Source organism: Bradyrhizobium sp. URHD0069 (genome assembly GCF_000701345.1).
Taxonomy (GTDB): Bacteria; Pseudomonadota; Alphaproteobacteria; order Rhizobiales; family Xanthobacteraceae; genus Bradyrhizobium.
Window position 1 is genome coordinate 1 of the sequence record NZ_JNIJ01000012.1, and the last position, 26,015, is coordinate 26,015.

A 26,015-nucleotide genomic window follows, 5' to 3' on the forward strand; every position below is an offset into this window, starting at 1 on the left:
CGGTGCTCAAGGCCTTTTACAACCGCCTGATTGCCAAAGGAAAGGAGCCGAAGGTTGCGCTCGTCGCTTGCATGCGCAAGTTGATCGTCATCCTCAATATCCTGATCGCACGTCGACAGAAATGGGATCCCAGCCGCTACGCCGTCGCCTAATGAGCGCGTCTACATCGCGCTCGATCCTCGACCGAGCGCGATGTAAAGCCAACAGACCGGTGAGCGGGCGGGGTCAAGGCCGTCAGCCGCCGAAGGCGGTGGCGCCCAGCGCCAGCCTTGAGCCCGGCCGATTCACCGGTCTACCTTCAGCACAGTTGCTCTCATGGGGTGAGACGGCGAGGGTTCTAGAAGTGATTTGGGTCAAACGGGAAGCGGAATATTTTTGCAAATGGGGCTGGACTACCCAAATCAGATTGATCCCGTTCAACAAATCGCCCCCTATAAATTCTCCGACCGGTCGACTAGTTTTTGCCCAAAACGGCCGGCAGCGGGGATATCCGACACGGTAATGGAAAGTGGTCCAGCATCGATCTTCCACTATGCCGCGTTCTTCAGCCGCTCCAGCGCCTCGAGGATTTTGGTCTTGCGCGCTACCGCTGCCTCACGCTTCTCCTTTTCCTCTTCGACGATGTCTTCCGGCGCGTTGGCGACGAATTTCTCGTTGCCGAGCTTGGCGTCGACCCGCTTGATGTCGGCCTCGGCTTTGGCCAATTCCTTGTCGAGCCGGGCTCTCTCGGCCGAAAAATCGATCACACCCTTGAGCGGCAAGGCCGCGACCTCGCCGCGCACCAATAGCTGCACTGCGCCCTCCGGCGCAGCATCGGCGAAGGAAATGTCGGCGAGCCGGGCCATGCGCTTGACGACATCGTTCCAGCGCTGCGCACGCCCTTTGGTTTCGGCGGACGCTCCGGCCAGCACCAGCGGTATCAGCGTCGCCGGCGGAATATTCATCTCCGCGCGCACCGAGCGTATCGCGGTGACGAGATCGACGACCCAGCCGATTTCGGATTCCGCGGCAGGGTCACTGAAGTCGGCAGCGTCGAAAGCAACAAGAACCGGCGGCATGAACGGATCACCCGGACTTGTGGTCGACATCAGCGCCAGTTGCGTCGGCGTAAGCTCGTCGCCCCTGCGTGACCATGGCGCCAGCGCCAGCAGGCCGGCGCGCTTTGCCGTCACCGCCCAGAGCTCTTCGGTGATGAAGGGCATGAACGGGTGCAGCAGCTTCAGGATTTCGTCGCGCGCCCACGCCACCATGGCGCGGGTCTCAGACTTGGCGGCGCCCTCCTCGCCCATCAGCACGGGCTTCGCAAGTTCGAGATACCAGTCGCAATAGACGTTCCAGACGAAGCGATAGATAGCGCCCGCGGCATCGTTGAAGCGATAGGCTTCGATCGCCTCGGTCACCTCGCGCGTGGCGCGCGCCGTCTCGTGCGCGATCCAGCGGTTCAGCGTTTCCTTCGCCTGGGTCGGATCGAACCCGGCAGGCAGGACGCAGGCGTTCATCTCGGCGAAACGGCAGGCATTCCACAGCTTGGTCGCGAAATTGCGGTAACCCTCGACGCGGCTGGTGGCGAGCTTGATGTCGCGGCCCTGCGCCGCCATCGCGGCAAGCGTGAAACGCAGCGCGTCGGCGCCGTAATCGTCGATCAGGTGCAAGGGGTCGATGACGTTGCCTTTCGACTTCGACATCTTGGCGCCCTTCTCGTCGCGGACGAGGGCGTGGATGTAGACCGTCGGGAACGGAACGTCCTTCATGAAGTGCAGGCCCATCATCATCATTCGGGCGACCCAGAAGAAAATGATGTCGAAGCCGGTGACGAGGACGTCGGTCGGATAGTAGCGCTTTACGTCGGTATCGTCGTCGGGCCAGCCCAGCGTCGAGAAGGGCCACAGCGCCGAGGAAAACCAGGTGTCGAGCACATCTTCATCGCGTGTGATGAAACCTTCGCGCTTGGCGGGATCGAGCGCCATCTCCCGCCCCTGCTCGGGCGTAATGACTTCCTGCTCGGCGTAATAGCCAAGCGCGTTGCCGACGGCTTCCTCTTCGGTTTCGGCGACGAACACCTTGCCATCCGGCCCGTACCACGCCGGAATCTGATGACCCCACCAGAGCTGGCGGGAGATGCACCAGGGCTGGATGTTCTCCATCCACTCGAAGTAGGTCTTCTCCCAATTTTTCGGCACAAACGATGTCGCGCCGGTGCGCACCGCTTCAATGGCAGGCCGCGCCATGGTCTTGGCGTCGACGTACCATTGGTCGGTCAGGTACGGCTCGATGATGACGCCGGAGCGGTCACCGTGCGGCACCATGTGCGTGTTCGGCTCGGTCCTCTCCAGGAAACCGAAATCTTCCAGCCGCGCGAGGATCTGCTTGCGGGCGGCGAAGCGGTCGACGCCGTGCAATTCCTCCGCAAGCTGCATCGAGCCTTCGGGCAATCCGCGCAGGTAATCTTCGTTGCCGACGAGGGCGAGACGGCCCTCCTGATCGAGCACATTGATCTGCGGCAGATTGTGCCGCCGTCCCACCTCGAAGTCGTTGAAGTCATGCGCCGGCGTCACCTTCACCGCGCCCGAGCCTTTTTCCGGATCGGAATATTCATCCGCCACGATTGGAATCTTGCGCCCCACAAGGGGCAGGATCACGTGCTTGCCGATGAGATGCGTGTATCGCTCATCGTCCGGATGCACCGCGACGGCGCTGTCGCCGAGCATGGTCTCGGGCCGCGTGGTGGCGACGACGATAAAGCTCGAGGGATCGTCGGGATTGAACGCCTTGTCTTCCAGCGGATAGCGCAAATACCACAGGCTGCCCTTGACCTCGACCTGCTGCACCTCGAGATCGGAAATCGCCGTGAGCAGCTTGGGATCCCAGTTCACCAGCCGCTTGTCTTTGTAGATCAGCCCTTCACGATGCAGCTCCACGAACACCTTGACGACCGCGCGCGACAGTCCTTCGTCCATGGTGAAGCGCTCGCGCGACCAGTCGCAGGACGCGCCAAGCCGCTTCAGCTGATTGACGATGACGCCGCCGCTCTCGGCCTTCCATTGCCAGACGCGCTCAAGAAACTTGGCCCGCCCCATGTCGCGCCGGCCCGGCTCCTGCCGCTCCAGCAATTGCCGCTCGACCACCATCTGGGTCGCGATGCCCGCGTGATCGGTGCCCGGCTGCCACAGCACATCGCGGCCGCGCATCCGCTCGAAGCGGCAGAGAATGTCCTGCAAGGTATTGTTGAGCGCATGGCCCATATGCAGCGAACCCGTCACGTTTGGTGGCGGGATCACCATCGTGAACGGTTTTGCGTTCCGCCGCTCGGGGCGGCCGGCCTTGAATGCGCCGGCTTCCTCCCAGATGCGGGACATGCGGCCTTCGATATCGGCAGGCTGGTAGTTTTTCTCGATCATGACGCTGCAATCGGGGATGTGGAGTGGGCTAGAAAGCCGCCGGAACGCGCCAAGTCAACACGACAGGCCCGTCGAAAGCTCAGATAACGTCTGATGTGGTGGCTGAATTGGGGCTTGCAATCAGCCCCAGAGCTAACGCCCGCGCGAAACCCGCTCGATTTCGGCCTTGACGATGCGCTCCACCAGCCCGGGCAGGTTATCGTCCAGCCAGGATTTCAGCATCGGCCGCAGCATTTCCTTGACGAGATCTTCCAGCGTCCGCGCGTTGTTGCTGAGCACGGTATTGGCAAGGGTATGGAAGGCGGATTCGACGGCCGCCACCGTCGAGCGCGACAGGATCTGCGGAGGAGTCGGGGCCGCCGCGGAGGTTTCAAACGTTGGCGCTTCGTATGCGGCCTGCCGATGCATCGCCTTGGCCGCCGCGGTTTCGGCAAATTCGAGATCGTCCTCAGGTTCGGCTTTGTGGAACGAAGGCTGCGGCGGATCCGGCAGCGCCATTTCATCGGTGAGCTCGAACACATCACCGTCGAGCAGGGGCGGCCTTATCTCGTCCGCGGATGTCGCTTCATCGAGGCCCGACAGCAAGGCGTCAATGTCGTCCTGACCGTTGGACGCAGCGGGCGCAGGTGCCGGCGCGGGAGGTGGAGGTGGTGCGACGCGAGGGGCGGCCTTGACGGGTGGCGCCGACACCTTTGCAGCCGCGGCTTGTGCTGCTGGAATGGCCGACGGCGGAATATCTTTCATCGCGGGCGCTTTGGCTGGCGGCGCCGCTGCGACAAGCTTCTCAGGTTTCGCGGGTGCTGTGGGCGCCGGGCTAGCGGGCTTTTCGGCGGCCGGCGGCTTGGCCTCGTCGTCGGCAATGATGCGCCGGATCGACGCCAGAATCTCCTCCATCGAGGGCTCTTGGACCTTTGCAGGCTGCGTCATTTCCGACCCCACATCATCAACGCGCTCGTATGCGTTTTAACACCAAGCACGAGAGGATTTTCCAATTCCGGATGTGCAGGCCAGGATTTTCATCGCACAACCCTGACTTGTCCCCAGATCAAGCGCCGCTCGACACATCGTGCGGGACCCGCCCCTGCTCCGGGCACTGAAACGTCGCGGCGCGAATCGCTCTGCTGCCCCTAAGAAACGTACGTCATGGCAACAAATGATTGCAAGCAACGCCGCCGCGCTTGATGCGGCAAAACATACCCTCGTGCTTGACTCGGGGTTGTGGGCGGTTTGGCGAAAAGATCGTGCGCGTTTTCAGTAATTTGAAACGTGATCTCGGGACAAACCGAGGCATTTGTCCGGCAAAACCGGACTCCCCTTTGTTGATCGCGTTCCAGGGATCTCGTTGCTCTCTCAACCGACACCGACGCTATCGCGATCAGCGACCGTCGGGCGTGCGAACGCCGTACCAGCTATCGCGCACCTGCTTATAATGCACACTCGGGTCGTAGACGTTGGTAGCGAGATTCATCACCTGCGGCGAGAGCCGTCCCACCGCGTTCAAGACGGCATAGGATGCGACCACGCGATCATGCTGCGCAGTGACTAACGCGACACGGGCGTTGACCAGCGCCTGCTGGGCGTTCAGCACGTCGAGCGTGGTTCGCTGCCCGGCCTTGGCTTCTTCACGCACGCCGTTGAGTGCGATCTCCGATGCACTGACCTGTGCTTGCGCCGACGCAACCTGCGCCTTGCCCGCCACCAGTTGCCCCCATGCGGTAACAACGTTGGCACGAGTCTGGTCGCGAACCTGTTCGAGAACGAGGCGCTGCTGAGCCAATGATTCCTTCGATTGACGGATCAACGAGTACTCGGCGCCGCCCTGATATATGGGCACCGAAAGCTGCGCGACCGCCGAGGCGCCAAACGACCTGAAGACCGTCAGGGTCTGTTCATAGGATTGCTGCACCGAGGCCTGCAAAGTGACCGAGGGCAGCAGCGCGCCCTCATTCACCTTGACCTGAAGAAAAGTGACATCGATCCCGAACATCGCCGCAGTCACGTTCGGATTCTGGATCAAACCGAGATCGACCGCGGCGGGCAGCGTTCCCGGCGAATAGCGATCCACCGGGGAGCCCGGGGCCAGTTGTCCCGGTTCATTGCCGATGATGCGGCGGAAGTTTGCTCGTGTCGTCGTCAGATTGGCTTCAGCGGTCAAGAGTTGCGTCTTGCCGGCGGCAAGCTGCGCTTCCGACTGCGCGACGTCGGTGCGGGTGACCTCGCCGACGTTGAAGCGATCGCGGGTCTGTTTCAAGGTCTGTTCGAGAACGCGCACGTTGCTGCGCTGAACCTCGACGATTGCGGAATCGCGTAAGTAGTCCATGTAGATGGTAGCGGCCGAGAGCAGAACCGACTGTTCGAGAACCCGCAAGCCCTCGCGGGCGCCGGAGACCTGGCTCTCCGCCGCCCGGGTTCTGTTGGCGGTTTGCTGGCCATTGAAAACCGTCTGCGTGACGGTGAGGCCAACGCTCCGCGGCGCGTTGGTGCCGTTATTTATAAACGCGCCAGTCCCGCCGCCCAGGTTGGTAAGGGTATCGGTATATTGGTATCCGGCGCTGGCCGTGAGCGCGACGCGAGGGCGATAGCCCGAAAGCGCCTGAGGCACGTTTTCGTCCGTGGCCCGCACCTGTGCGCGCTGCGAGTTAAGCTGCGGGTTGTTCTGGTACGAGCGCACCAGCGCAGCCTCGATGGTATCGGCCAAGGCTAGCGTCGGGCCCAAATATCCCATCAGGAGGACCGCAGCCGCAGCTCCGGTAACGACCTTCACCCCACGCATTCCTGGCAATCCATTCATACCGTTAGCCGGTCACGCCGCTTGAACCGGGTAGCGGCCAAATTCCGAGTCAGTCTCTCCGCACCATATTCCCCGCGCAAGCAGGCCGGAACCCCGCAGCGGCGAAACGAAGCGGAAACTCTTCACCTGCGGCATCCGGGCCACACCTCCGGATCCAGGGCAGGATTTGGATTTCGGCAGCGAAAGGCTAGAAAACGAACGCGGGGAGCCGTTCGAGGCCCGGCAAGACCGGAACCGACGCGTCGAAAAGCGGCCGGTTCCCGAAATCGCCATGGGAACGCGTCACGATCGCGGCCCGCGGCGGCTGTGTCATGGCGAAAACCCCGACCAGCCGGCCGCCTTCCCCAAGCTGTCCGCAGAGGCGGTCGGGCACGATCTCGGTCGCCCCATCGAGCACGATCACGTCGTAGGGAGCGTTCGCCGGGTCCCCAGCGGCCGGCGCGGCAGCCCGGAATGTCACATTTCCAAGCCCGAGCTGGGCCAGAACATCCCTCGCCTTCGCGGCCTGCGCCGGGTTGGTTTCGGTCGCCGTCACACGTGCGGCAAGCCTGGCAACCAGGGCAGCCGCATATCCGGTCGCGCAGCCGGCCACCAAAACATTGTCGGTATCCCTGATGTCGGCGGCCTGCAGCATTTTCGCCAACACCGCGGGTTTGATCAGGAAGCGCTTCGCGGAAGCCTCTTCACTGATATCGAGATTGAGATCCAGATAGGCCAGCGCGCGCTTATTTTCCGGAACGAATGCCTCGCGCGGCACGGCAAGCATCGCATCGAGGATCCTGATATCTGTGACGTCGCTGGGGCGCACCTGGCCATCGACCATGTTTTGGCGCGCGGTCGAAAAACCAAACATTGAGGGACCCTGAGAGTCGCGGGCATGGCCGCGGGAGGAGCTAGAACCCCGGCATCTTTGGTACAAGGTGCGCCAAAACGCAACACGGCGAAATCGCCGGCCCAAGTCGGCGATCCGCCATCCCCTCATAACACTGCTGGTTTGAAGCGATCTATTCGATGGTAACCGCAAGCCGCCCGATCAGCCTTGCAACCTCATCCAGCTGCTCGGAATCGTGGTTCTCAACGGCTCGCGCCAGCCGAATGAGACATTCCTCGTCGCTCATTGCGGGTAGGTCGCTCGGAACGATCGACGGCACCGGCCTCACGAGGTCGGTCGGGATATCTGGCATCGAATCACCTCAACGGCTCAAATCCGGCATGGTCGAGCATCGTCGGGGAATACGTCCTTTTGGCGCTCGGTTCGTGGCACGGAGAAGCCGCTGGATCTCCAAAGACGTGGCGGACCGCGAGTCATGTTCAGTCGAAATGGGTCGCAAATGATTGTGGCGCAGGTCGTTTCCGTTCCCCATTAATGCCGCGCCGGAATGGCCTATTTCGTCCTTTGCAAGCCTCGGAGGCTTTGTTATACGCTGCCCGTCGCGAACAGGTTTCGCCTATTCCTCGGTAGCTCAGCGGTAGAGCATTCGACTGTTAATCGAATGGTCGCTGGTTCGAATCCAGCCCGGGGAGCCAGAGCCTTTTCTACGCTACGGCGCGATGCCGCGCGGCAGCATGCGAAATGTCCCGTAAGCCACGATACGCTTGCCTTGAGGGACGACGGACCGGTTTAGAGCAATCTCAAAGCACTTAGGGCAATCCAGGAGGAGCGATTCTTACGAACTTCGTGTTCGTCGCAAGAGCAAAGGCATGTCGGATGCGCACCACATCCCTCGCGGTACTATTGCTCCTATCATATGTTTTCGCGGTAATTGCTGCTCGGGCCGTTGATGAAGACGCTGGCGTCGCTCCACCGCCCGTGGTGGCGCCCGGGCAGGCACCGCCCCTGCCCAAGCCGGGCCCGCTGGCCGAGCCGCGCTCATCAAGCCAGGTCGGCTTTCCCACGGTCTTGACCGAGTATGTTATCTCGCCGGCCACGCTCAGGCCTGCCAGAGTTGCATTGGGTCAGAAGCTGTTCTTCGAGCCGAGGCTCTCAGGTAATGGCACTGTCGCCTGCGCCACCTGCCACGATCCGGATCGCGCTTTCGCCGACAGCAGGCCCGTGTCAGTCGGCATCCACGGCCGCGTCGGCCAACGCAACGCCCCAACCGTGTTGAATGCGCTCTATAACAAGACACAGTTTTGGGACGGCCGGGTCACTACGCTGGAGCAGCAGGCGGCACTGCCGATTACGAATCCTTTCGAGATGGGCTCGGCCAGCATCGGCGATGCTGTGTCCAGGATCGCCGAGGACAAGGACTATCAGACCCAATTTATGCAGGCCTTCGGCCGGGGCGCGAATGAGCAGGATATGGTGAGCGCCATCGCAGCGTACGAACGGACGCTGGCCTCATTCGATTCTCCCTTCGACCATTTCATCGCGGGAGATGCAAACGCCATCAGCGACTCGGCCAAACGCGGTTGGCAATTGTTCAACGCCAAGGCCCGTTGCCAGCTCTGCCATGCTTTGACGGACAATCAGCCGGATGTAACCCTCTTCATGGATAACGATTTTCACAACATTGGCATCGGAATCCTCCGGCATAACGTAGCCGCCCTTGCGCAGCAGGCTGAGCGCGAGCTGGCGCAAGGCAATCTGCCGGATGTCGACGTCGCGGCGATTACGAAAGATATGTCGGTTCTCGGGCGCTTCCTCGTTACGAGAAAGCAGAAGGATATCGCGGCATTCAAGACGCCGAACCTGCGAAATGTCCTCGTGACCGGGCCTTACTTCCACGACGGGTCGATGCAAACACTGTGGGATGTCATGGATCATTACAACAAGGGTGATGGAATCACTAACCCCTGGCTCGACAAGGACATGCAGCCGTTGGCGTTGACGGAGCCGGAGATCGATGACGTGGTGGCCTTGCTTGCCTCACTGACAAGCCCCCAATACAAAGAAGTTGGTGATCAGGAGCATGCACGGCAACTCGCTCTATCCAAAGTGAGCCGCCCACAGCGGGACACCGCGCGAGCATTCGGCCCGAAGCCGAAGCAGCCACCGCCACCTCCGTTTTGATTGTTCGTTGGGATTTCCGGAAAACCCAAGTTAAGGCAGAGCCGACAGGAACGGGGTGGACAATTCATTTGCCGTTGCCGGCCTTGGATTGCTCATGCTCGCTTTCGGCTAGCGCTGCCGCAACTTGTCGCTCACCTCTCCTCATCCGGATGCGCCGCTGAACTATGTCGCGTCGCGCCCTGTCCCAGGTTGAATTTATTTCGCAAATCCACGTCGTTGGACTCTGAGCTTTGTTGCGCTCTCAGCCGCGGAAAAACGAGGAGGAGCAAAAGCGTCGATGCTCGCTCCGTGTGTGGCGCTTGGCAACGACCATCGTCGATACTGAAGCACATTTACGAAGACGCTTACGGCTTTCCACACTGAACGATCGCCGATCAGGGGCGACACGTTGCTCGATGGAATCAGTTGCTCGATAAGAAATCAAACGGCACAGGGCTTCATATGATCGTCATACTTCAAAATTGATTGATACTTGATTGATGACTGCGGCGCATCGATCCCTGATATCCCACCTCGGCTGCGGGGCCCAAGCTGAAACGAGAAAGAACAAAGAGAACATGATGAAAGAGCTTTTGAAAGCAGCAACCGCCTCCGCTGCGGCGTTAGTCGCGGCGCTCACTTTTGGTGCAATGATCGCGCCTGAGGCACGCGCTGCCGAGTTTTGCCGCATGGATGTCTCCGGGCATATGACGAGCTGCGGCTTCGATAGCATGGCGCAATGCCAGGCAGCATCGTCCGGTATCGGCGGCGATTGTTTCCGCGATCCGTACCTCAACGACAGCAAGAACGCTAACGACAGCAAGAACGCTTATGCCTATCACCCGAAGTCCTCCCGTTCGAGGCGCGGCTCGCCTGCTCCCGGAAAGGCGGCTGACACCTACTAGGGAAGCGGAGCGGGTGCTTGATCGGGCGCTAGCTGTGAAAAAATTGCGGCTTGTGCCGCGCTCGGGTGGAACGAAAGGCAGCTAAGTCGTTTTGTATTTCCGCCATGAGCAAGAGAAAGAAAGCAGCCGCCATCGACAACGCCAACTCCAGCGATGTCGTGTACGACGGCAGCCACTACGTGCACTGCCGATGGTGCGGCAAGTGGGTCAACGGCAGCGATCCTGCCAGTCTGGCCGAGCACCGGGGTCCGTTGCCTCATCCGATCAAGCCGGGCACCGAGTGGATCGACGACGACGACATCGACAGACCTGTTTGAGACGGCAACATTAAAGCGAACGACCGATCGGCGGACATACCGGCGCGGTCGAGGACCCCGGAGCGATCCGGGGTCCTTTTTGTTAGCCTGAGGTGCGTCCCAACTCTTTCCTGACTGTTGCAGCCGAATTGCCGATACTGGCCCCTCGCCTCTCGTGGTCCGGATGAGCACTTCGGCGTGAACGAGGGACCTTAAGCGATGGGGACGCGTTGCTATGAATGTCGTTGGGGCGATCCGTAACGGGAACTCCAGCCATGAGCACCATTCCTCTTCACCTTCAAAGACGCTGCGAGCAGCGCTGGGCTGCTCGGTTCGGTTCGCCGATGAGCCCGGCCACGCCAAAGAAAGCCGGACTGAAACACCCGCCGGTCAACATGCGCCGCGCGGCAAAAGCCATAGAAAATCCCGCCGGGTCGAGGGCGAAGGCGCAGGGAAAATGATCGGCGACAAGAAAAGCACCGATCCAGGCCTGTCGGCCGCTGAGCGAAAAACACTTGGCGAGCACGACGCACAAGAGGCCATCGCGGATCATCAATCCGCTCGGAAGGCATTCCATAAAAATCGGGAACGGCGACGGGAAGAACGCATGGGTGGAGAGGCGGCCGCGGGTCCGATGGTCGCTCCCACTCCCGAATTGCCGGACGATATGCCGATCGAAGGCGTCCTACTTTCCAGCAGGATCCAGAACGCGCTCCGGGCAGCCGACCTGAAAACCGTCGGCGAGGTGCGCGAGATATCAGACGAGGCGCTGATGATCAGCCTCCCGGACTTTGGAAGGGGCTCGCTCTCCAATCTCCGCATGAAATTGGGCCTGCCGTCGAGCGCCGGGGTTAGGCCAACAAGCAAAAAGCCCACCTGATTTACGGCGATCGCTACTCGTCAGGCGGCTTTCGCCGGTCAGTCCCGCGAAGGCGCAAGGCGGCATCGTTCCTGGCGAGGCAGCGCCGGGCGCGGGTGGGCGCCGGTGAGGGCTGCGATAATTCAAATTTGAAGCGATGGTGCAACGAAGTTGAACAGCCGCCGTTTCCAAGCTGCGGCGGAACCACACCTCCAGCCGCCGCCAGCGGCCTCGCCCTTGCTGCGGCTCCGCAAGGCGGGGTCGTTTGGCGCCCGCGCTGGGCCGTTTGGTGCCTCAACGCTCCTCGTCCGGATGCACCGGGAAGTAGGGTGAAATCCCGCGCTTCTGCGGCAGCTTGACTATGTGAATCGCAGGCGAGAATCGCGGCGTCCGGCATCCCCGGCATTTTCAAGATTTGCCGCTCAACGCCGACAAGCCGAAACGCCAGGCCGAGCGACGTGCCGGAGCATCTGAACGAAACGTGAGGCTTGCCGCCCCTTGTGATCGATCCTCCCGCTACCATCATCGTCACCGGCGAACCCGGCCAGCAATTGGTGCTGCGATGACGGACGGGGCAGTCGCGTGGCGTCGGCGGCAGCGCAGGGCGTCGGGTCAGCCGCGCCATGACGTTGAGAGAACTGAATGTTGAAAACACCGAAGATTGCGACGCTCCCGCACAGCCGCCGAGATTTCCTCGGCTTGGCCATTCAGGGCTCGGCGGTCGCGGCAGCAGCTACCCTGCCCGGCCTTTCGGCCGCCGCGCAGACAAAAGGGCAAACCAGCATGCCAACAACTACGTCGGAACACTACAAGCCCCCGGTCCGCTTCGGCCTGGGCGGCGTGCCGCTCGGCAATGAGTTCGCGGTCATCACGGAGAAAGACGCTTACGCCACGCTCGAAGCCGCGTGGAGCGCGGGTGTTCGCTACTACGATACCTCGCCGTGGTATGGCCTCGGCCTGTGCGAGCGCCGGTTCGGCAATTTCCTCCACACCAAGGACCGCCGCGACTATGTCCTCTCGTCCAAGGTGGGGAAACTCCTCAAGGCTTCGCGCCAGAATAACGCCAAGGAGTATTTCCCCTTCACGCCGTCTCCGAACAACGTGGTTTTCGACTACACGGCGGATGGCGTGAAGCGCTCGATCGAGGACAGCTTGCAACGGCTCGGCGTCGATACGCTCGATATCGCTTTCGTGCACGATCTGTCGCCCGACAATAGTCTTCTGCCATCGCCCTGGGAGGAGCAATTCGAGATTGCGCGCAAGGGCGCCTTCCTAGCTCTCACGCGGATGCGCGAGGAAGGGATCATCAAGGGCTGGGGCCTCGGCGTGAACAGGCCGGAACCGATCCTGAAGCTGCTGGAGGTCGCAGACCCGGACGTCTGCCTGCTCGCCTCGCAATATTCGCTGATCGACCACCAGAACGCGCTCCACCAGGTTTTCCCGGCCGCGCGCGCCAAGGGCGTTTCATTCGTGGTGGGTTCGTCGCTTAACGCCGGCTTCATCAGCGGCAGTCAGCGGTACAATTACGGCAAGGAAAACTACAAGATCCCGCAGCCGATCATCGAAAAGCGCGAAAAGCTGCGCGCGGTAGCGGGACGGCACGGCGTCGATCTCCGGACGGCGGCGCTGCAATTCTCCGCAACGCCGGATATCGCCTCGGCCCTGGTGGTCGGCGCCGCGAACGAGCAGCAGATTGTCGCTGATTACAGCTCCATGCAGGTCAAGACCCCGGCGGAGTTCTGGGCCGAGCTGAAGGAGCGCAAACTCATCGAACAGGACGCGCCTGTTCCCGCCTGACAGGCTCAAGGCGCCGCCACGACGCCCTGCGCAAAGACGCGAAATGGGGACGACGGAAGCTGGTGCCGCAGGTATCGCGCACCTTCCGATTACTTTGGAGGACGAAGTTCGCCGACAAGCCACGCCGTAATCGTTGGCAACTGCAGCGGATCAATCTGATCGCACTCCAAACATCGAAGGGTGCCCGGCCCTTTACCGTCAGGCGCCATCACCAGCACCATCAAGCCGCCGCAGTGCTCGCATCGCTCATGTGAATAGGACTGACCCATGCTGCATTTTGACGCCGGGCCGGTCGTAACGTCCAATCCATTTTGCGTGAACGCCAAGATATTCCAAAGACATTACGGTCAGCGGTTTTCCGGAAAAAATCGCCCGCTCGTCGCCGTCGCGGCTCACGCCTGCTATCTGGCCGCGATGGCTGAGATGAAAAGCGCACACGCCGCGGTGGATGAGACCGTCCGCACGTGGTTCCACCATGTCCAGTCGTTCAGATAGCGCGCCCATACTGATTTGGCCTCCGCGCTGGCCGGATCGACCGCAGCGAGCGCGTTGTTCAACGGTACGTTGAAGATCATCGTGCACACCAACATGCCTACGACATAGACAATGCCTCCTGCCGCCGTCGCAATGGTCCCGGGCTCACCCCATCGAAAGACCGCGACGATGGCGAGCATCAGGCTCGTCAGCGTTGTTCCAAGGAACAACGGCATGAACAGCGACCGCAAGATTGTCGTGTTGATCGCGTTCATCGCCATGATGCCCGGCGCCTGCCCGATCCCGCCAAGCGCCGTCATGATGAAGGTCGAAAAGGCGAAATAGAGTCCCGCCAGCAATCCGCATCCAATCGCGGAAAACCAAAGCAGGCCGGACATGACAGTCTCAATCATGATCGCATCCTCCAGACGCCGCCTTCCCTGGACTTCACCGCTTCTGTTCAAGATACGAGCTTCTATCGTATTTACAAAAGCGGTGACTCCTCGGATGGGTTGTCGTCAACGGCCCGAGAGTGCGTCAGCCCTCACCACTCGAACACCGCCCGGCAGGCGTCGCTGAGACTGGCCTTCTGGCGCCGCAGGCAGGCCGTGATGGCCCTGACGTTCGGGATTTCGCTGGCGCAAAGTCGATAGACGTCAGGCATGCAGGCCTTTTTCTGTTCCGGCGTTGCAACCGCGGCTAACGCGGAACCGGTCGTGGCGAGGGTGAGCGCCAAAGCAAGATTCGCGCGGTTCGCCGACGCCCAACGTCTCCTGAATTTTGCTGACATGACGGTATCCTCCTGGTGCTGCCGGCGCCTACGTGTGCGCCGTCTCCATCAGGCAATACGCGAACGATTTTCCGCGAGATGTGACCCCTCTCACACTCCATTGCGGCCGGGGCGATCGACCTTCCGCTCGGGGATCAACACTTCAGTAACCAAGCCACCGGCGATGGCCGGATCGTTACAATTTGAGCGATCGCTTCAATCTGAAAACAAAGGACTTTTGAGATCGTGCGCTCTCGAACCCAGGAGAGCCGCGATGAGCGAAGCCGAATTCAACCGAATGCTGGATGCCGTGAGAACGGCGATCGAGCCGAAGGAGGATTTCGAGCCCCATCCGTCGACTTTCCTCCAGCCGCCGAAAGCTGCCAACGATAACCACCTCGTCTGGCCGTTTATTCCGTTTCCCGAAGGCTGGTACGCCGCCTGCTGACCAGGGCGCGCGGAATTTTTTCCGGTCTCTGAACCGATCAGCACAAGACATTGATTATGTTGATGGAGGTCACGACCAGAATTGAACTGGTGTACACGGTTTTGCAGTTCGCTGGCCCCTGTTCCTACTGATCATCGTTGATGTGGATCTGGCTGATTTCGTTGGGCTTTGCTGTCCGCCTTTGATTGTCGGATACCACCCTATCCTGCCCTATGTTCAGGAGTTCGGTAGCAAAATGGCAGCAGACCAACGCCCCATCTAAGCAGGTGAGCTGGCGGTTTCGAACTGCCCTTACAACGCAATCAATTCATCCGGCACATTGCCGAACTTCCTGATCACCCTCGCATCGCTGAAATCGCCCGTGGCAGGACGCCAGTTCGGCTACACGCGGGCGATCGTCGCCAGCATTCCGATGATGAACGGTTCCAACGTGCTGGAGGGCTACGTCCCCGACGTGGACGCGACCATTGTGACCCGCATCCTCGATGCCGGTGCACTTGATCATACCGGGCCTATCGCTCGTACCGCCAGCGGTGCCGCCCAGCTTCTCGAGGTGCTCGCCGGGACCGACGGCCTCGGACCCGCGCCAGCCGGCTGGACTGCGTACGGAAGCAAGCAGCTCACCGGAGACAAATGCCTTGACCACCCGAAGCACGCCCTACAGAATGAAAACAGCCCCAGCTCGTTAGGCAAATGAGCAATGGCCCGCTCAAGCTCGAAGCCTAGGCAAGCCATTTTGGGCGCCGCCGGAGTGCTTGGCGCTGTCGCGGCGACCACGTTATGTCTTTTCGCCGTTGGCGATGGGGAGCAGGCCGTAGTCACGTCGTTCGGCAGGCCGGTGCAGGTAGTCACCACGCCGGGTCTTGGCGTGAAGCTGCCTTACGAAAGCGTGACCAAGTTCGACGGCCGGCTTTTTGTTTACCAGCCCCCACTGAGCGAATTCCTGACGCTTGAGAAGACTGCCGTGACGGCAGCGGGCGCCGTCATGTGGCGCATAGCCGAGCCCAAACGTTTCTTTGAGACGGTTCTCAACAAGGCGGGTGCGGAATCGCGCTTGGGCGACATCCTCTCTGCGGAGCTTGGCGCCGCCATCGGCCGAAGTCCGCTCACTGCCTTTGTCTCGGCCGAAGCCTATCGAGCAGAGGCCTTGCTCGCCGAGGTCGCCGGAAAGTGCCGGAATGTTGCGCTTCGGGACTACGGCATCGAAGTCCTTGATGTGCAGCTGTTGCGCTTTGACTTCCCTCAGCGCAACCGGCTCACGGTCTACGCTCGCATGCGCTCCGAGCGCGCGGCAATCAGCATGCGCTACCGCTCTGAAGGCGAGGAGGAAGGTCTCAAGATCCGTTCCACGGCTCAGGGCGAGAAGACGAGCATTCTAGCCGAGGCTTTCAAGGTCGCCCAGCGGCATCGCGGCGCTGGCGAAGCAGAGGCCGCCCGCATCTACGCCGACTCGCTTCGCGAGGCACCGCAGTTCTACGCGCTGCGGCGGACGCTCGACGCGTCGCGCAAGTTCGTCAAGGAGGGCACGACGATGGTGTTGCCGGCGAACTCCGATCTCTTCGGCCTGCTGAACGACAGCGGGTTCTATGAGCGCGCCAAGCCGCCGGCAAGCTTGGCCGACAGTGCGAGAAAGGACACGCCCATGAGATGACGAGTGGAAATCTTACGCCGCCCCCATAGCAACAATCCACGCTGCCAACAGAGGAGGATTTTCTATGATGCGAATGAACGAGCAGTCGGCACGAGCGGCCATCGTGGCTCTATCTTCGGCACTCGTAGTTATTGGGGTCGCGCCTGGCTCGGCCGCGGAAGTCCGCTATGACCCGGGAGACACTGTTTACTTCACCTATTGCCATGCGCATCCGCCGGCGATCCGCATCAAGCCAGGCGACACGGTAATCACAAGGACCAAGGACGCGGCGAACGACGTCTTCCAGCCGACCGACAAGACGGTGTTTCCGAGACTCGACCTTACCAGAGTCAACCCGCAGACCGGGCCATTCTTCATCGAGGGCGCCGAGCCCGGCGATACGCTCGTCGTGCGTATCGACAGGATCGGCCTCAACAGAGACTGGGGCTGGGGAGCTTCGATCCCCTACTTCGGAGCATTGGCGCCCGAATACAAGACGGCGATGATAACCGACCCGGTGCCGGACCGGCTCTTTATCTGGCGGCTCGACAAATCGAGAATGGTCGGTGTGCTCGACCTGCCCAACAGCAAGATCGGCAAAGTCGAGGTCCCGTTGCGGCCATTCTTCGGGACAATCGGCACCGCACCTGGTGGCAAGGAATGCATCAGCTCGCTGATACCCGGCCCCCATGGCGCGAACATGGACTTCAATGAGGTCGTTGAGGGTGTGACGATGTCTTTCCCGGTTTTCGAGCCGGGTGCGCTCTTCATGCTGGGCGACGGGCACGCCGCGCAGGGTGACGGCGAGGTGGACGGCGCCGCTATCGAGACCTCGTTTGACGTCACCTTCACGGTGAATCTCATCAAGGGAAAAAAGATCAACTGGCCCCGGCTCGAGAACGACAGAATGATCATGTCGATCGGCAGCACGCGGCCGTTGATCGATGCGCTGCGGATCGCCTGCGTCGATCTCATCAACTGGCTGGTGCAGGATCACGGCTACGACAAGATCGAGGCGCTTCAGCTTTTAGGCCAAGCAGCGAATCTCGAGATCGCCAACGTTGTCGATCCACAGTACTCCGTGGCTTGTCAACTCGACAAGCGCTACCTGCCGCGGTGAGGTTGCACTAAAGGGAAACTTCAGCAAGCGTAGGGCTCTGAACATGGGCGTAGCCTGTTGCGGAGAAGGCGCTACCTTCGAAGGCTTGTCGGCTGATTACAAGCGGCGGCTTTGGCTCGTCATTGCGATCAACGCCGGGATGTTCCTGGTGGAAATAGGCGCCGGCGCACTCGCCGGCTCGCAAGCGCTGCAGGCCGATGCACTCGACTTTCTGGGCGACGCGGCGACCTACGGTCTCAGCCTCGCGGTCATCGGTGCATCCGTTCGGGTCCGGGCGCGTGCGGCCTTTGTGAAAGGCGTCAGCCTCACGCTGATGGGCCTGTGGGTGTTTGGGGCGACCGCTTATCACGTGCTTGTGCTCGGTGTGCCCCGCGCCGAGATCATGGGCGCCATCGGCATCCTGGCTCTCGCTGCCAATGTGACTAGCGTCGTCATCCTCGTGCGCTACAAGGATGGCGACGCCAACGTGCGCTCCGTGTGGCTTTGCTCGCGTAACGATGCGATCGGCAACGTCGCCGTGATGCTCGCTGCGCTCGGCGTTTGGGCAACCGCGACCAGGTGGCCCGACCTGATCGTGGCCGCCATCATGGCGGGATTGTTCCTGTGGTCATCCGCTCAAATCCTGCGACAGGCGGTGCGTGAGCTCCGAACCGGGGAAATCTCACTCCACACGCACGTGCCGCACACGCACGCGCCGCCGGATTGGGCCCGGCTGCGCGACAGATTTGCGGCCGCGACCCGCGTGTTTGTTACTGACACTCGCGTTAAGATCGCGGCATTGGCAAGCCTGGTCGTCCTCTGGCTCGCAAGCGGCTTCTTTACGATCCAGTCCGGGGAGATCGGCCTGCGCCTCCGGTTTGCTCGCATCGTCGCGGCCGACCTCGGCCCAGGCCTACACTACCGCCTGCCCTCGCCAATCGAGACGCACCGTCTCGTCGAAACCGAACGCACGCGGAGTGCAGAGCTCGGTTTCCGCAGTCAGGCGGACGAGAGCTTGACGACGCGCACACTCGCCCGCGAGCGGCTCACAGTGGGCGGGCCTTCGAATCCAGTGCCGGAGGCGATCAAGGCCAAGGGCTCCTGGTTCCAGCGCGAGATGCTGGAGGGCGAGTCTTTCCTCCTGACCGGTGATGCCAACCTCATCGATCTTCGGTCAACCGTGCAGTACCGCGTCAAGGATCCGGTGGCCTACGTCACAAACCTCGCGGAACCGGAGGCGCTCGTCCGAAGCGTTACTCGCGCAGGGCTGCGTAGCATTATTGCCACTCAGCGAATCGACGCGTTGCTAACAAGCGCCAAAGCAGAGGTCGAGGTGCGACTGCATGAGTTCGTTCAGGCGCGCCTGGACGGTCTGAACGCCGGCATCGCGCTCGTCTCGGTGCGCTTGGTCTACGTGCACGCGCCCCAGGAGGCACACGACGCCGAGCGGGACGTGGCTAGTGCACAGGAGGACAAGCTGCGCACGATCAACCGCGCCAAGGGGTTCGCCACCGAGGAGGTAAACGAAGCGAAAGGCGAGGCCGCGGCGACGGTCGAGGGTGCCCTCGCCGTCCAGGACGAACAGGTCCGCCGCGCTCGCGGCGAGGCGCTAGCGTTCAGCCTACAGGTCGAGGCGTTTCGGCAGGCGCCGGAATTGGCCGCATTCCGCTTACAGATGGAGACGATCGAGGACGTGTTGCCGAAGGTGCACAAGCTTGTCCGGCCGAAGGCGAGTGCCATCAAAGACTTCGACCTTTGGCTCCTTGAGCCTCCGATCAGCGCGGGGGGCAACCGATGAAGGCAGCTTACCCTGGAGTTGGCAGATGAGCCGCGCGGGCGGCAGACGGAGGACGGCGCTGCGGGTGCTGACGCCTGCCGCTATCGCCGTGCTGGTGCTGTCGGCTCTTGCGAGCCTCTTCACGTTAGATATCACTGAGCACGGGATGGTCACGCGCTTCGGCCGGATCGTGCGACTCGTTGAAGAGCCGGGCCTAGGCTTCAAACTGCCCTTCGAGCGTGTGCAGCGGTTCGACAAGCGCCTCCTATACTTGAGCACTCGGCCCGTTGAGTACGTCACGGCGGACAGGAAGAACGTGTCCGTTGCCACGCTCGCTACCTGGCGCATCGCCGAACCGGCGCACTTCCTCGCGACGCTTGCCACGCGCGGCGATGCCGAGCAGCGGCTTACGGAGGCTATCGTCGGTGAAGTCGGTGCAGTGCTCGGCCGCCATAGCTTCGCCTCCCTCATCGCGCCGCATACTTCGGAGAACCGGTTCGGGGCGATAATCGCGGAGGTACGTGCCGGAGTTCAGGCTCTTGTTGCGCCCGCCTATGGTATCGAGGTGATCGATCTCGGTGTGCGTGAACTCGCCCTGCCTCAGCAGAACCGGCAGAGCGTCTTCGAGCGGATGAAGGCGGAGCGGGCCCGCATCACCATGCAGCTGCGCTCCGAGGGGAAGGCAGAGTCGAGGCGGATCATCGCCGAAGCTGATCGCCAGAAGGCACGCATCCTCGCCGAGGCCAACGAACATGCAAGGCGACTCGACGGCGAGGGAGAGGCTGAGGCGATGCGTGTCTACGCGCGCGAGTTTGCCGCCGATCTACCCTTCTTCAAGTTCGTCCGCACGCTCGAGGCCTATGATCGTATCCTCGACGACAAGACGACCCTGTTCCTGCCGGCCGAGTCCGAACTCCTGCAGATGCTGCAGCCTAGCGCATCGGTCGCGCGGGATCTTAACCAGCCGCCCAAGGCTCGTCCCAGGAATGGCGAGACCGTGGGCGCTGGTGTCGAAGGTCTGCAGCCACCGTCACGCGGGGGATCGCCATGACGGCCAGCCACATGGCGCCGCAGGACGGCGCGGAAAGCGCCCCCAGACATCCGCGCTGGCGCGCTCACGCGCTCCGGGGCGGTGTCGTCTTCTTGCTCCTGCTGATCGCGGCCTACTTCGCCACGGGCTTCCATCTCGTCGCAACGGACGAGCAAGCTTTGGCGCGCCGCCTCGGCGTGCCCCATGACCGCCTGGGTCCCGGCATGCACTGGCGTTTCCCCTGGCCCGTCGACCGGGTCGACCTGGTCAAGACCACAAGTGTCTCGAAAGTCGGCGTGGGCTTCGCTTTGCCCGAGGGCGAGCAGGAGACCGTGATTGGGATGGAGCTGCTGACGGGTGACACGAACATCCTAAGCATCGCACTCGTGCTACAATACGTGATACGCGATCCTGCCGACTTCCTGCTGCATGTCGAGGACACAAGAGCGCTGATCGGCGGGCTTGCCGAAAGTGTGCTCACCCAGGTTTTGGCCGGCATGTCGGTTGATGAGGTCTTGACCACAGGCCGGCTTGCCATCCAGGACAGGGTGAAGATACAGACTCAGGAGCTCCTCGATCGCTACCAAAGCGGCGTTCAGATCACGGCTTCCAGCATCATGGCCATGACGCTTGACGCGGCGGTGGCGCAGGCCTTTCAAGACGTGGCGGACGCCATGGCCGATCGCGAACGCTCACGCAACGAGGCGCGCGTCTATGCGGCCAACCTCCTGCCTAAGGCTCGCGGGGAGGCGCACACATTGATCCAGGCAGCACAGAGTCGGCGTGAGCAGCGCATCGCGCAAGCCATAGGCACGACCACCCGTCTCAAAGCCTTACAGCAAGAGTATCCGAAGGCCCCCGAGCTGACGCGCACCCGCCTCTATCTTGAAACCATGGAGAAGACTCTGCCCAGAGTGAAAGCCTACATCCTGGACACGGAGGATGGAGAGGCTCCGGTCAACTTGCGAGTGAGAGGGCGTTAGATTCTGTCCAGCGAACAGCACCTGATCCCCACCGGGTGCCTTTTCGGCCGAGTTCCAGCCGCTCGACCAGAACCGGTCGAACTGCGACTTTGCCACAGCGTCAGCGCCAGGAGGCCGCCGCGATGGTGGATACCGCGCTGAAATCGGCCATGCGAAACCGGAAGCAAAAGGCAAATGGCAGCAAAGCGGTACCAGGCCAGCCTGACGGAACAGATGGCGAATAAAATAATTATGTGAAATCAACAAGATGAGGTGGAGGCCACGACCAGAATTGAACTGGTGTACACGGTTTTGCAGACCGTTGCGTAACCACTCCGCCACGTGGCCCCATTGGGGCCGTTTAATATAGAGCATCAGGCACTTAGGCAACCGGCCTCACGTCCTGCTCCGGCGGCGCTATGTTGACGCGGGCCATGGCGCGCTGTCCGACTTTAGCCGCTAATCGCTCCCCAGCGGACGTGGATTATCCGCAGGTTGCTGCCTTCAGCGCGGTTTAATTCTCCCCCGGGCATCCCCATATACAATTCATGGCTCACTGGCAGGCATCTATCACGCGCGAACCACCGAAGACGAAGGCTGAGCTCCGTCAGATGCTGGCCGAGGCCGTCCGCAACACGCAGCCCAGCGCGGTCCACAGGCCGAAACACCCGCCGAAGCCCGACAAAGATCAGCCCTAGCTGGCCGTCCATCGATCATATCCGCCGACACGAAACCAACGCAGTCGCGGCAGTTGGTGTCCGTTCCAATAGCTTAGCCTTACCAAAGTTCATAAAGGAACAGCGTATGCGGAAACCTTCCATTCCCACCGAACAAGAGATCAACGAGGGACCGCAAACGGTATCTTTTCAGATAGCGAACGGGAACGCGCGGCAGAGCTGCATTCTGCAAACCAAGCTCCCTACGAAGGCGCAGGCGCAGAAATACCTTCTCACACATTGGCCGATCATCGAAAAGATGGCCCGCGACGCACTTGCGACGGGAACCCTTGAAGACGGCCAGATCAAACTCGTAATGAACTAAACGACTCATTGAAGAGTGAACATCAGGGTTTCGTTTGCAAGGAGTAGTCATGCTGAATGATCGGGAGAATATCTTGAATGTGCTTCGCGAGAAGCCGCTCAAAGTCTACGAGATCATGAAACGCGCCAATGTCGTGAATGAGGAAGTCTGCCAATCCCTCCTTTTGAAAATGCGCGGCGAAGGTTTGGTGAAGTTCGATATTCACAATGGGCGATGGCTCATCGGATGATCCGCGAAATTGCTCCGATCATCCCCGCCAGAGCAACCGATTATGCGACGGCCTCTTTCGTTTCAGGCCCTTTCCCGTCATCCTCATCTGCCGTCCCAAATTATTACATGAACCTTGGCGCGCTTTGTGCCGACAGATGGTTACCGGAGGATTGCACTGTCCGGATTTAAGCCAACGCGCCGAGCATTATTCAGCTTGGTGGCGATTTCAGGGAAATTGCCATGGACACCGCAAACCGTTGCAGGGATCAATCGTCAGAATGCCTTCATTTGATGAAATTGGCGCAGAGCGAAGCCGAGGCCCGGGTCCTACAAAGTCTTTCCCATAGCTGGGTCAGGATCGCCAATCAAACCGAGCGATACGGCCAGATGATAAAAGGCAGGGGCGCTCCGAAATAAGGCCGCTTCAGTTGGCGACGATAGCAACATCCGGGCAGTCGCTTGCGGGCTTCTCTGGCTACGGGCGCCATCCGTTCGCCAAGCCATACCGTCTAGATCAAATTCCGCACCGTGCGGAATTTGCCGCCCGCGTGAATGCTGCAAACGCCGCTGCGTTCGGTCACGATGATCGGCACCGCGCCCGATGCCGCAAGATATTCGAGCGGGTTTTCTGTTCGGCGCTTTCGCCAACATGGAGCGGCCTAAATTGAATCTGAGTCCGAGACCAGACGCCGCATTGATTTCATGAAACGGAATCGGAATACCACCACGGACCAAAAAGAGTCGGCTGGAAAGTGGGAATGGCAGATTACCGTGTGTACACCATCGGCGACGATGGGCATTTCATCAACTCCCGAGCGTTCTCCTGCGATAACGATCCCGACGCAATCGAGTGGGCAAAGCAGCTGGTTGATGGTCACGACATAGAGCTTCGGAGCGGACCACGCTTGATAATCCGACTGGAACGCAAGCCGAAATGATTTCGCAATCCGGCCTGTTCCAGCCTGCCCCAACGTGCGAACGTGAATTGACTGGGAACAAAGGGCCTGTCTGCTTGCGATCTGAAAATCCGGCCGAGGCCGGAACGGCGGACGCAATGCGAAGGGCATTTTGGCCGCGGTCTGCTGCGCCGCGCATATCCCAAGGAGGTTCTGATGCGCATTCTGGCCTTGGCGATTTTGGCGATTGGGACGATCTCAATAGGGCCGGCGGCGGCCCAGACGTACGATCCGGCTTATCCGGTGTGCCTGCATGTGTACGGCCGGAACAACTATTACGAATGCATGTACACGTCGCTGCCTCAGTGCAACGCGTCGGCATCGGGCCGCGCCGCCCAGTGCATCATCAATCCATATTTTGATTTTGCGAGCGCGCGAGTGCCCCCGGGACGATATTATCGCCGCGGCTACTGAGGGCCGCCGGTCTTCCAGGCTTCGACCGTCTTGTTTCCGAGGTTGCGGTGAGGCGCCACCTGGCGGGCGCTGGAAGAGCAGTCCCTCAACTTCATCAGTGCGTCGGTGACCGTCCGGCCCAATTGCCCAATCGCTTCGTCGGTGAGGATCGATTTCGCGCTTCCGAGCCGGTCGACGCTGACATTCAGGACGGTCAACGCCTCCTTCAATTGCGCGATCTCGGATTGAAGAGCTGGGTGTTCTCCTGCCCTAATCTCCCGAAGGGCGTTGCCAAGCGTGCGGACTTCCGCCGTCAGGTTTCGGAGATTCGCCAGCGCGTCTTTCGACGGCAGATCGACTTTCGACAACACGGCCTCCGTCATCGTTGCGGCGACGTTTTTGGCAAAATGCTCGATGCGCACAGTTGCGACCAGTGCAAGAATCGCGGCGACGATCACCAGGATCGCTGTCGCATTGATCAGCGCCAGCAGCAACTGTCCAGGGAGCCTCCACAACCGCGCGGAAATCCCATTGCGATCGGGCTCGGCCATGGTCACCTCCTGTCGTCTCCGCGGTGGTGGCCGCGACCTCACCGACGCGCCGCATGCGCTCGCCTTGGCTGCGCGCGTCGAGCGGCCACGTTGTTATCGTACCGCCAAGAAGCGTAACGAAGCTGGATAACGTTTCCGTCGCAAGAACGATCGGCAACGGTCGAACCGCGCGCTTCACTTTTGCATGCAGAAGGTCTTCAGCGTGTCGTCAAAGTTACGGGCCTTAGCGTCCTCGATTAGCGCCAGCCGGACTGCTTCGCACCGCTCTGCGCTCGTAAATTCCTGGGTTGATATTGCGGCGCCATTGACAACCCCGCCGAGCCAGCTGACGACGATTAGAACATAGGCCATAATATTATCCTCCTCATGGTCTTGCTCAGCGGCGGCCCTTTCTGCTGCGGCACACGCTAGATCCAGAAGCGCAAATCATGCCTTTGCTCGTCCGTCTTGAGGCTTGACCCAGATCAAGCGAAACGGAGGAGCCGACGTCACATGCCCGTTGGGACAATGGCCCAAAGGGCAATTGTCCGGATAACGGCACCTGTCGTAGCTTGGCGGGGATAGTTCAACCCTCAGGCAGGGGGTGGCAATGACCAGTCAACTAGAACTTACTTCGCTGGCTGCGCTATGCAGACAACTCGCAAAGCGTGAGCCCGCTAACGGAATTCTCTGGATGGCTGAGGCCGAAAGCTGGTCGCGCCTTTCGAAAGAGAAACACCGCAACGGCACGAGAAAGCAAATCAGCTCCGGCGTCTTGGCGAGTTTGCGGGTGCGGTCGGTAGAGCGCTTTGTTAGTTCCCGCGTCAGCAAGAGCTCGCGCTGACCGCCGCATTTGCTCGGGGACCGTGGCAACCGAGGGCCTGATCAGGCCCGTTTGCGGCGGCGGTAGTCCCGTTTGGGCCTCGGTTTGGGCGCGAGTTCGGGAAGCACGCTCTGGGCCGCGCGATATTTCGCCAGCATCCGCTCGAAGCTCGCGTGCAGCGTCTCGGCGATATCCGGCCGCTTTTCGAGGCTGGCGACCAGCATCGCCGCCGCCTCGATCGTGGACAGACCGTCGCGGCGCGGCTCACGGCGTAGCTGCCCGTAACGTGACGGATGCGCCGGGCCGAGAATGACGCGCTGGCATTTCAACATCCAGGCGTTGCGCCACCACAGCGCCTTGGCCTGGCTCCAGGTGCCGTCGAGCAGCACGATGCCCTCGATATCCCTGAGGATGGCGCGCTGATTGTCCTCGATTTCGCCTTTGCGGTTGATCGCGACGATATCGCTTTTCGTGTCGAGGTCGGCCACCTTCGCGGACCCGAGATAGAGCACCGCCCAGCGCGAGGGATCGTGGACCGGTCGTCCCAGTGCCTTGGAAAGGCTGGGCCACGACAATCCGATCCTCAGGACCGCATCCTTGAAGTGCAGGGCGGTCAGCCGCGCGGTGCCGAGCGCCCTGTCCTGCTCCTGCGGATGTTGCAGGATCAAGAGCGAGAGCCGGCTCTCAATCGGTTTAACGCTGTCGCAAATGCACAGCGGCAAGGGTTTGAGGCAGCGCGGACAGTCGGGCATCGCCTCCGCCGTGGCGGTCCCGGTTTCAGGCTCGGATTGTTTTGACATGCGCCCGTATACGCCCCGCGGCGGCGCGCTTCAAC

At 61.2% G+C, this 26,015-nt stretch carries 25 protein-coding genes, 2 tRNA genes and 2 pseudogenes; 18 read left to right on the forward strand and 11 right to left on the reverse strand.

All coding sequences use genetic code 11. The features are described 5' to 3' along the window. Positions 1–530 precede the first annotated feature (530 nt). From N554_RS0106575 to N554_RS0106595, 5 genes are all read right to left on the reverse strand, one after another. Entirely contained in the window at positions 531–3,398 is a 2,868-nt protein-coding gene (locus N554_RS0106575; protein WP_029582748.1) for a valine--tRNA ligase, read from the reverse strand. A gap of 132 nt (positions 3,399–3,530) precedes the next feature. Then, entirely contained in the window at positions 3,531–4,325 is a 795-nt protein-coding gene (locus N554_RS0106580; protein WP_029582749.1) for a PopZ family protein, read from the reverse strand. A gap of 448 nt (positions 4,326–4,773) precedes the next feature. Then, positions 4,774–6,171 (reverse strand): TolC family outer membrane protein, encoded by a 1,398-nt coding sequence (locus tag N554_RS0106585; RefSeq protein WP_029582750.1) that lies wholly within the window; start codon positions 6,169–6,171, stop codon positions 4,774–4,776. A 205-nt stretch (positions 6,172–6,376) separates the two neighbouring features. Beyond that, the gene (locus tag N554_RS0106590; RefSeq protein ID WP_029582751.1) at positions 6,377–7,042 is read right to left on the reverse strand and encodes a protein-L-isoaspartate O-methyltransferase family protein; all 666 of its coding nucleotides are present in this window, start codon (positions 7,040–7,042) and stop codon (positions 6,377–6,379) included. A gap of 151 nt (positions 7,043–7,193) precedes the next feature. After that, positions 7,194–7,373, reverse strand: coding sequence for a hypothetical protein (locus N554_RS0106595; protein WP_029582752.1), 180 nt, complete (start codon positions 7,371–7,373; stop codon positions 7,194–7,196). A gap of 268 nt (positions 7,374–7,641) precedes the next feature. Here N554_RS0106595 and N554_RS0106600 point away from each other — a divergent pair. The 6 genes from N554_RS0106600 to N554_RS0106630 all read left to right on the forward strand — a co-directional run bounded on the left by N554_RS0106600 (position 7,642) and on the right by N554_RS0106630 (position 13,038). Next, positions 7,642–7,716: transfer RNA gene (locus N554_RS0106600), tRNA-Asn, on the forward strand. 181 nt (positions 7,717–7,897) lie between these two features. Next, positions 7,898–9,202 carry a cytochrome-c peroxidase gene (locus N554_RS0106605; RefSeq protein ID WP_029582753.1) on the forward strand — a complete coding sequence of 435 codons (1,305 nt, stop codon included), beginning with the start codon at positions 7,898–7,900 and terminating at the stop codon, positions 9,200–9,202. A gap of 479 nt (positions 9,203–9,681) precedes the next feature. Next, complete coding sequence (locus N554_RS37210; RefSeq protein ID WP_051677355.1) at positions 9,682–10,086, forward strand: DUF3551 domain-containing protein; 405 nt, start codon at positions 9,682–9,684, stop codon at positions 10,084–10,086. A gap of 104 nt (positions 10,087–10,190) precedes the next feature. After that, entirely contained in the window at positions 10,191–10,403 is a 213-nt protein-coding gene (locus tag N554_RS0106615) for a hypothetical protein (RefSeq protein WP_029582755.1), read from the forward strand. Positions 10,404–10,839: 436 nt separating this feature from the next. After that, positions 10,840–11,262 (forward strand): DNA-directed RNA polymerase subunit alpha C-terminal domain-containing protein, encoded by a 423-nt coding sequence (locus tag N554_RS37995; protein WP_197033445.1) that lies wholly within the window; start codon positions 10,840–10,842, stop codon positions 11,260–11,262. Positions 11,263–11,883: 621 nt separating this feature from the next. After that, positions 11,884–13,038 (forward strand): aldo/keto reductase, encoded by a 1,155-nt coding sequence (locus tag N554_RS0106630; protein ID WP_051677356.1) that lies wholly within the window; start codon positions 11,884–11,886, stop codon positions 13,036–13,038. A 401-nt stretch (positions 13,039–13,439) separates the two neighbouring features. On the opposite strand, the gene N554_RS0106635 is transcribed toward N554_RS0106630, so the two are convergent. Together N554_RS0106635 and N554_RS0106640 are read right to left on the reverse strand one after the other, a co-directional pair. Beyond that, on the reverse strand, positions 13,440–13,925 hold the full coding sequence (locus N554_RS0106635; RefSeq protein WP_029582759.1) for an anthrone oxygenase family protein: 486 nt from the start codon (positions 13,923–13,925) through the stop codon (positions 13,440–13,442). A gap of 131 nt (positions 13,926–14,056) precedes the next feature. Continuing rightward, the gene (locus N554_RS0106640; protein ID WP_029582760.1) at positions 14,057–14,302 is read right to left on the reverse strand and encodes a hypothetical protein; all 246 of its coding nucleotides are present in this window, start codon (positions 14,300–14,302) and stop codon (positions 14,057–14,059) included. Positions 14,303–14,555: 253 nt separating this feature from the next. On the opposite strand from N554_RS0106640, the gene N554_RS40835 reads away from it, so the two are divergent. From N554_RS40835 to hflK (N554_RS0106680), 8 genes and pseudogenes are all read left to right on the forward strand, one after another. Next, the gene (locus N554_RS40835; RefSeq protein WP_197033447.1) at positions 14,556–14,729 is read left to right on the forward strand and encodes a hypothetical protein; all 174 of its coding nucleotides are present in this window, start codon (positions 14,556–14,558) and stop codon (positions 14,727–14,729) included. 319 nt (positions 14,730–15,048) lie between these two features. Next, positions 15,049–15,426 carry a hypothetical protein gene (locus tag N554_RS0106650; protein ID WP_029582761.1) on the forward strand — a complete coding sequence of 126 codons (378 nt, stop codon included), beginning with the start codon at positions 15,049–15,051 and terminating at the stop codon, positions 15,424–15,426. 54 nt (positions 15,427–15,480) lie between these two features. Beyond that, positions 15,481–16,380 (forward strand): protease modulator HflC, encoded by a 900-nt coding sequence (hflC, locus tag N554_RS0106655; RefSeq protein WP_051677357.1) that lies wholly within the window; start codon positions 15,481–15,483, stop codon positions 16,378–16,380. 64 nt (positions 16,381–16,444) lie between these two features. Beyond that, positions 16,445–17,479, forward strand: a complete 1,035-nt coding sequence (locus N554_RS0106660; protein ID WP_081851150.1) for an acetamidase/formamidase family protein — start codon at positions 16,445–16,447, stop codon at positions 17,477–17,479. 43 nt (positions 17,480–17,522) lie between these two features. Further along, a pseudogene (locus N554_RS41795) lies at positions 17,523–18,134 on the forward strand (cation transporter); the annotation flags it as partial. Positions 18,135–18,311: 177 nt separating this feature from the next. Beyond that, a pseudogene (hflK, locus tag N554_RS41800) lies at positions 18,312–19,256 on the forward strand (protease modulator HflK); the annotation flags it as partial. 25 nt (positions 19,257–19,281) lie between these two features. Further along, positions 19,282–20,286 carry a protease modulator HflC gene (gene hflC / locus N554_RS0106675; RefSeq protein ID WP_051677358.1) on the forward strand — a complete coding sequence of 335 codons (1,005 nt, stop codon included), beginning with the start codon at positions 19,282–19,284 and terminating at the stop codon, positions 20,284–20,286. Next, positions 20,283–21,248, forward strand: coding sequence for an FtsH protease activity modulator HflK (hflK, locus tag N554_RS0106680; RefSeq protein ID WP_029582766.1), 966 nt, complete (start codon positions 20,283–20,285; stop codon positions 21,246–21,248). The genes hflC (N554_RS0106675) and hflK (N554_RS0106680) overlap by 4 nt, the downstream gene beginning before the upstream one ends. A 253-nt stretch (positions 21,249–21,501) precedes the next feature. Here the strand turns inward: hflK (N554_RS0106680) and N554_RS0106685 are convergent. Beyond that, positions 21,502–21,575: transfer RNA gene (locus N554_RS0106685), tRNA-Cys, on the reverse strand. Positions 21,576–22,031: 456 nt separating this feature from the next. Between N554_RS0106685 and N554_RS0106695 the strand changes: the two genes are divergently transcribed. From N554_RS0106695 to N554_RS0106720, 4 genes are all read left to right on the forward strand, one after another. After that, positions 22,032–22,268 carry a hypothetical protein gene (locus tag N554_RS0106695; protein ID WP_029582768.1) on the forward strand — a complete coding sequence of 79 codons (237 nt, stop codon included), beginning with the start codon at positions 22,032–22,034 and terminating at the stop codon, positions 22,266–22,268. A 49-nt stretch (positions 22,269–22,317) separates the two neighbouring features. Next, entirely contained in the window at positions 22,318–22,497 is a 180-nt protein-coding gene (locus tag N554_RS35505; protein WP_036052581.1) for a hypothetical protein, read from the forward strand. 739 nt (positions 22,498–23,236) lie between these two features. Then, a complete protein-coding gene (locus tag N554_RS39660) occupies positions 23,237–23,416 on the forward strand; it encodes a hypothetical protein (protein ID WP_029582769.1) in 180 nt (59 codons plus the stop codon). A gap of 174 nt (positions 23,417–23,590) precedes the next feature. Beyond that, positions 23,591–23,848, forward strand: coding sequence for a DUF3551 domain-containing protein (locus tag N554_RS0106720; RefSeq protein WP_029582770.1), 258 nt, complete (start codon positions 23,591–23,593; stop codon positions 23,846–23,848). Here the strand turns inward: N554_RS0106720 and N554_RS0106725 are convergent. The 3 genes from N554_RS0106725 to N554_RS0106735 all read right to left on the reverse strand — a co-directional run bounded on the left by N554_RS0106725 (position 23,842) and on the right by N554_RS0106735 (position 25,980). Continuing rightward, entirely contained in the window at positions 23,842–24,378 is a 537-nt protein-coding gene (locus N554_RS0106725; RefSeq protein WP_156041823.1) for a hypothetical protein, read from the reverse strand. The genes N554_RS0106720 and N554_RS0106725 overlap by 7 nt on opposite strands. 174 nt (positions 24,379–24,552) lie before the next feature. Then, a complete protein-coding gene (locus N554_RS40845) occupies positions 24,553–24,729 on the reverse strand; it encodes a hypothetical protein (RefSeq protein ID WP_197033457.1) in 177 nt (58 codons plus the stop codon). Between the two features lie 513 nt (positions 24,730–25,242). Further along, positions 25,243–25,980, reverse strand: a complete 738-nt coding sequence (locus N554_RS0106735) for a tRNA-uridine aminocarboxypropyltransferase (protein ID WP_029582772.1) — start codon at positions 25,978–25,980, stop codon at positions 25,243–25,245. Positions 25,981–26,015 lie beyond the last annotated feature (35 nt).

Bases quoted from the DNA above. Each gene is read 5' to 3' on its own strand.
- N554_RS0106575 (WP_029582748.1), bottom strand. From the start codon at position 3,398: ATGATCGAGAAAAACTACCAGCCTGCCGATATCGAAGGCCGCATGTCC.
- N554_RS0106580 (WP_029582749.1), bottom strand. From the start codon at position 4,325: ATGACGCAGCCTGCAAAGGTCCAAGAGCCCTCGATGGAGGAGATTCTG.
- N554_RS0106585 (WP_029582750.1), bottom strand. From the start codon at position 6,171: ATGCGTGGGGTGAAGGTCGTTACCGGAGCTGCGGCTGCGGTCCTCCTG.
- N554_RS0106590 (WP_029582751.1), bottom strand. From the start codon at position 7,042: ATGTTTGGTTTTTCGACCGCGCGCCAAAACATGGTCGATGGCCAGGTG.
- N554_RS0106595 (WP_029582752.1), bottom strand. From the start codon at position 7,373: ATGCCAGATATCCCGACCGACCTCGTGAGGCCGGTGCCGTCGATCGTT.
- N554_RS0106605 (WP_029582753.1), top strand. From the start codon at position 7,898: ATGCGCACCACATCCCTCGCGGTACTATTGCTCCTATCATATGTTTTC.
- N554_RS37210 (WP_051677355.1), top strand. From the start codon at position 9,682: ATGACTGCGGCGCATCGATCCCTGATATCCCACCTCGGCTGCGGGGCC.
- N554_RS0106615 (WP_029582755.1), top strand. From the start codon at position 10,191: ATGAGCAAGAGAAAGAAAGCAGCCGCCATCGACAACGCCAACTCCAGC.
- N554_RS37995 (WP_197033445.1), top strand. From the start codon at position 10,840: ATGATCGGCGACAAGAAAAGCACCGATCCAGGCCTGTCGGCCGCTGAG.
- N554_RS0106630 (WP_051677356.1), top strand. From the start codon at position 11,884: ATGTTGAAAACACCGAAGATTGCGACGCTCCCGCACAGCCGCCGAGAT.
- N554_RS0106635 (WP_029582759.1), bottom strand. From the start codon at position 13,925: ATGATTGAGACTGTCATGTCCGGCCTGCTTTGGTTTTCCGCGATTGGA.
- N554_RS0106640 (WP_029582760.1), bottom strand. From the start codon at position 14,302: ATGTCAGCAAAATTCAGGAGACGTTGGGCGTCGGCGAACCGCGCGAAT.
- N554_RS40835 (WP_197033447.1), top strand. From the start codon at position 14,556: ATGAGCGAAGCCGAATTCAACCGAATGCTGGATGCCGTGAGAACGGCG.
- N554_RS0106660 (WP_081851150.1), top strand. From the start codon at position 16,445: ATGATGCGAATGAACGAGCAGTCGGCACGAGCGGCCATCGTGGCTCTA.
- hflC (WP_051677358.1), top strand. From the start codon at position 19,282: ATGAGCCGCGCGGGCGGCAGACGGAGGACGGCGCTGCGGGTGCTGACG.
- hflK (WP_029582766.1), top strand. From the start codon at position 20,283: ATGACGGCCAGCCACATGGCGCCGCAGGACGGCGCGGAAAGCGCCCCC.
- N554_RS0106695 (WP_029582768.1), top strand. From the start codon at position 22,032: ATGCGGAAACCTTCCATTCCCACCGAACAAGAGATCAACGAGGGACCG.
- N554_RS35505 (WP_036052581.1), top strand. From the start codon at position 22,318: ATGCTGAATGATCGGGAGAATATCTTGAATGTGCTTCGCGAGAAGCCG.
- N554_RS39660 (WP_029582769.1), top strand. From the start codon at position 23,237: ATGGCAGATTACCGTGTGTACACCATCGGCGACGATGGGCATTTCATC.
- N554_RS0106720 (WP_029582770.1), top strand. From the start codon at position 23,591: ATGCGCATTCTGGCCTTGGCGATTTTGGCGATTGGGACGATCTCAATA.
- N554_RS0106725 (WP_156041823.1), bottom strand. From the start codon at position 24,378: ATGGCCGAGCCCGATCGCAATGGGATTTCCGCGCGGTTGTGGAGGCTC.
- N554_RS40845 (WP_197033457.1), bottom strand. From the start codon at position 24,729: ATGGCCTATGTTCTAATCGTCGTCAGCTGGCTCGGCGGGGTTGTCAAT.
- N554_RS0106735 (WP_029582772.1), bottom strand. From the start codon at position 25,980: ATGTCAAAACAATCCGAGCCTGAAACCGGGACCGCCACGGCGGAGGCG.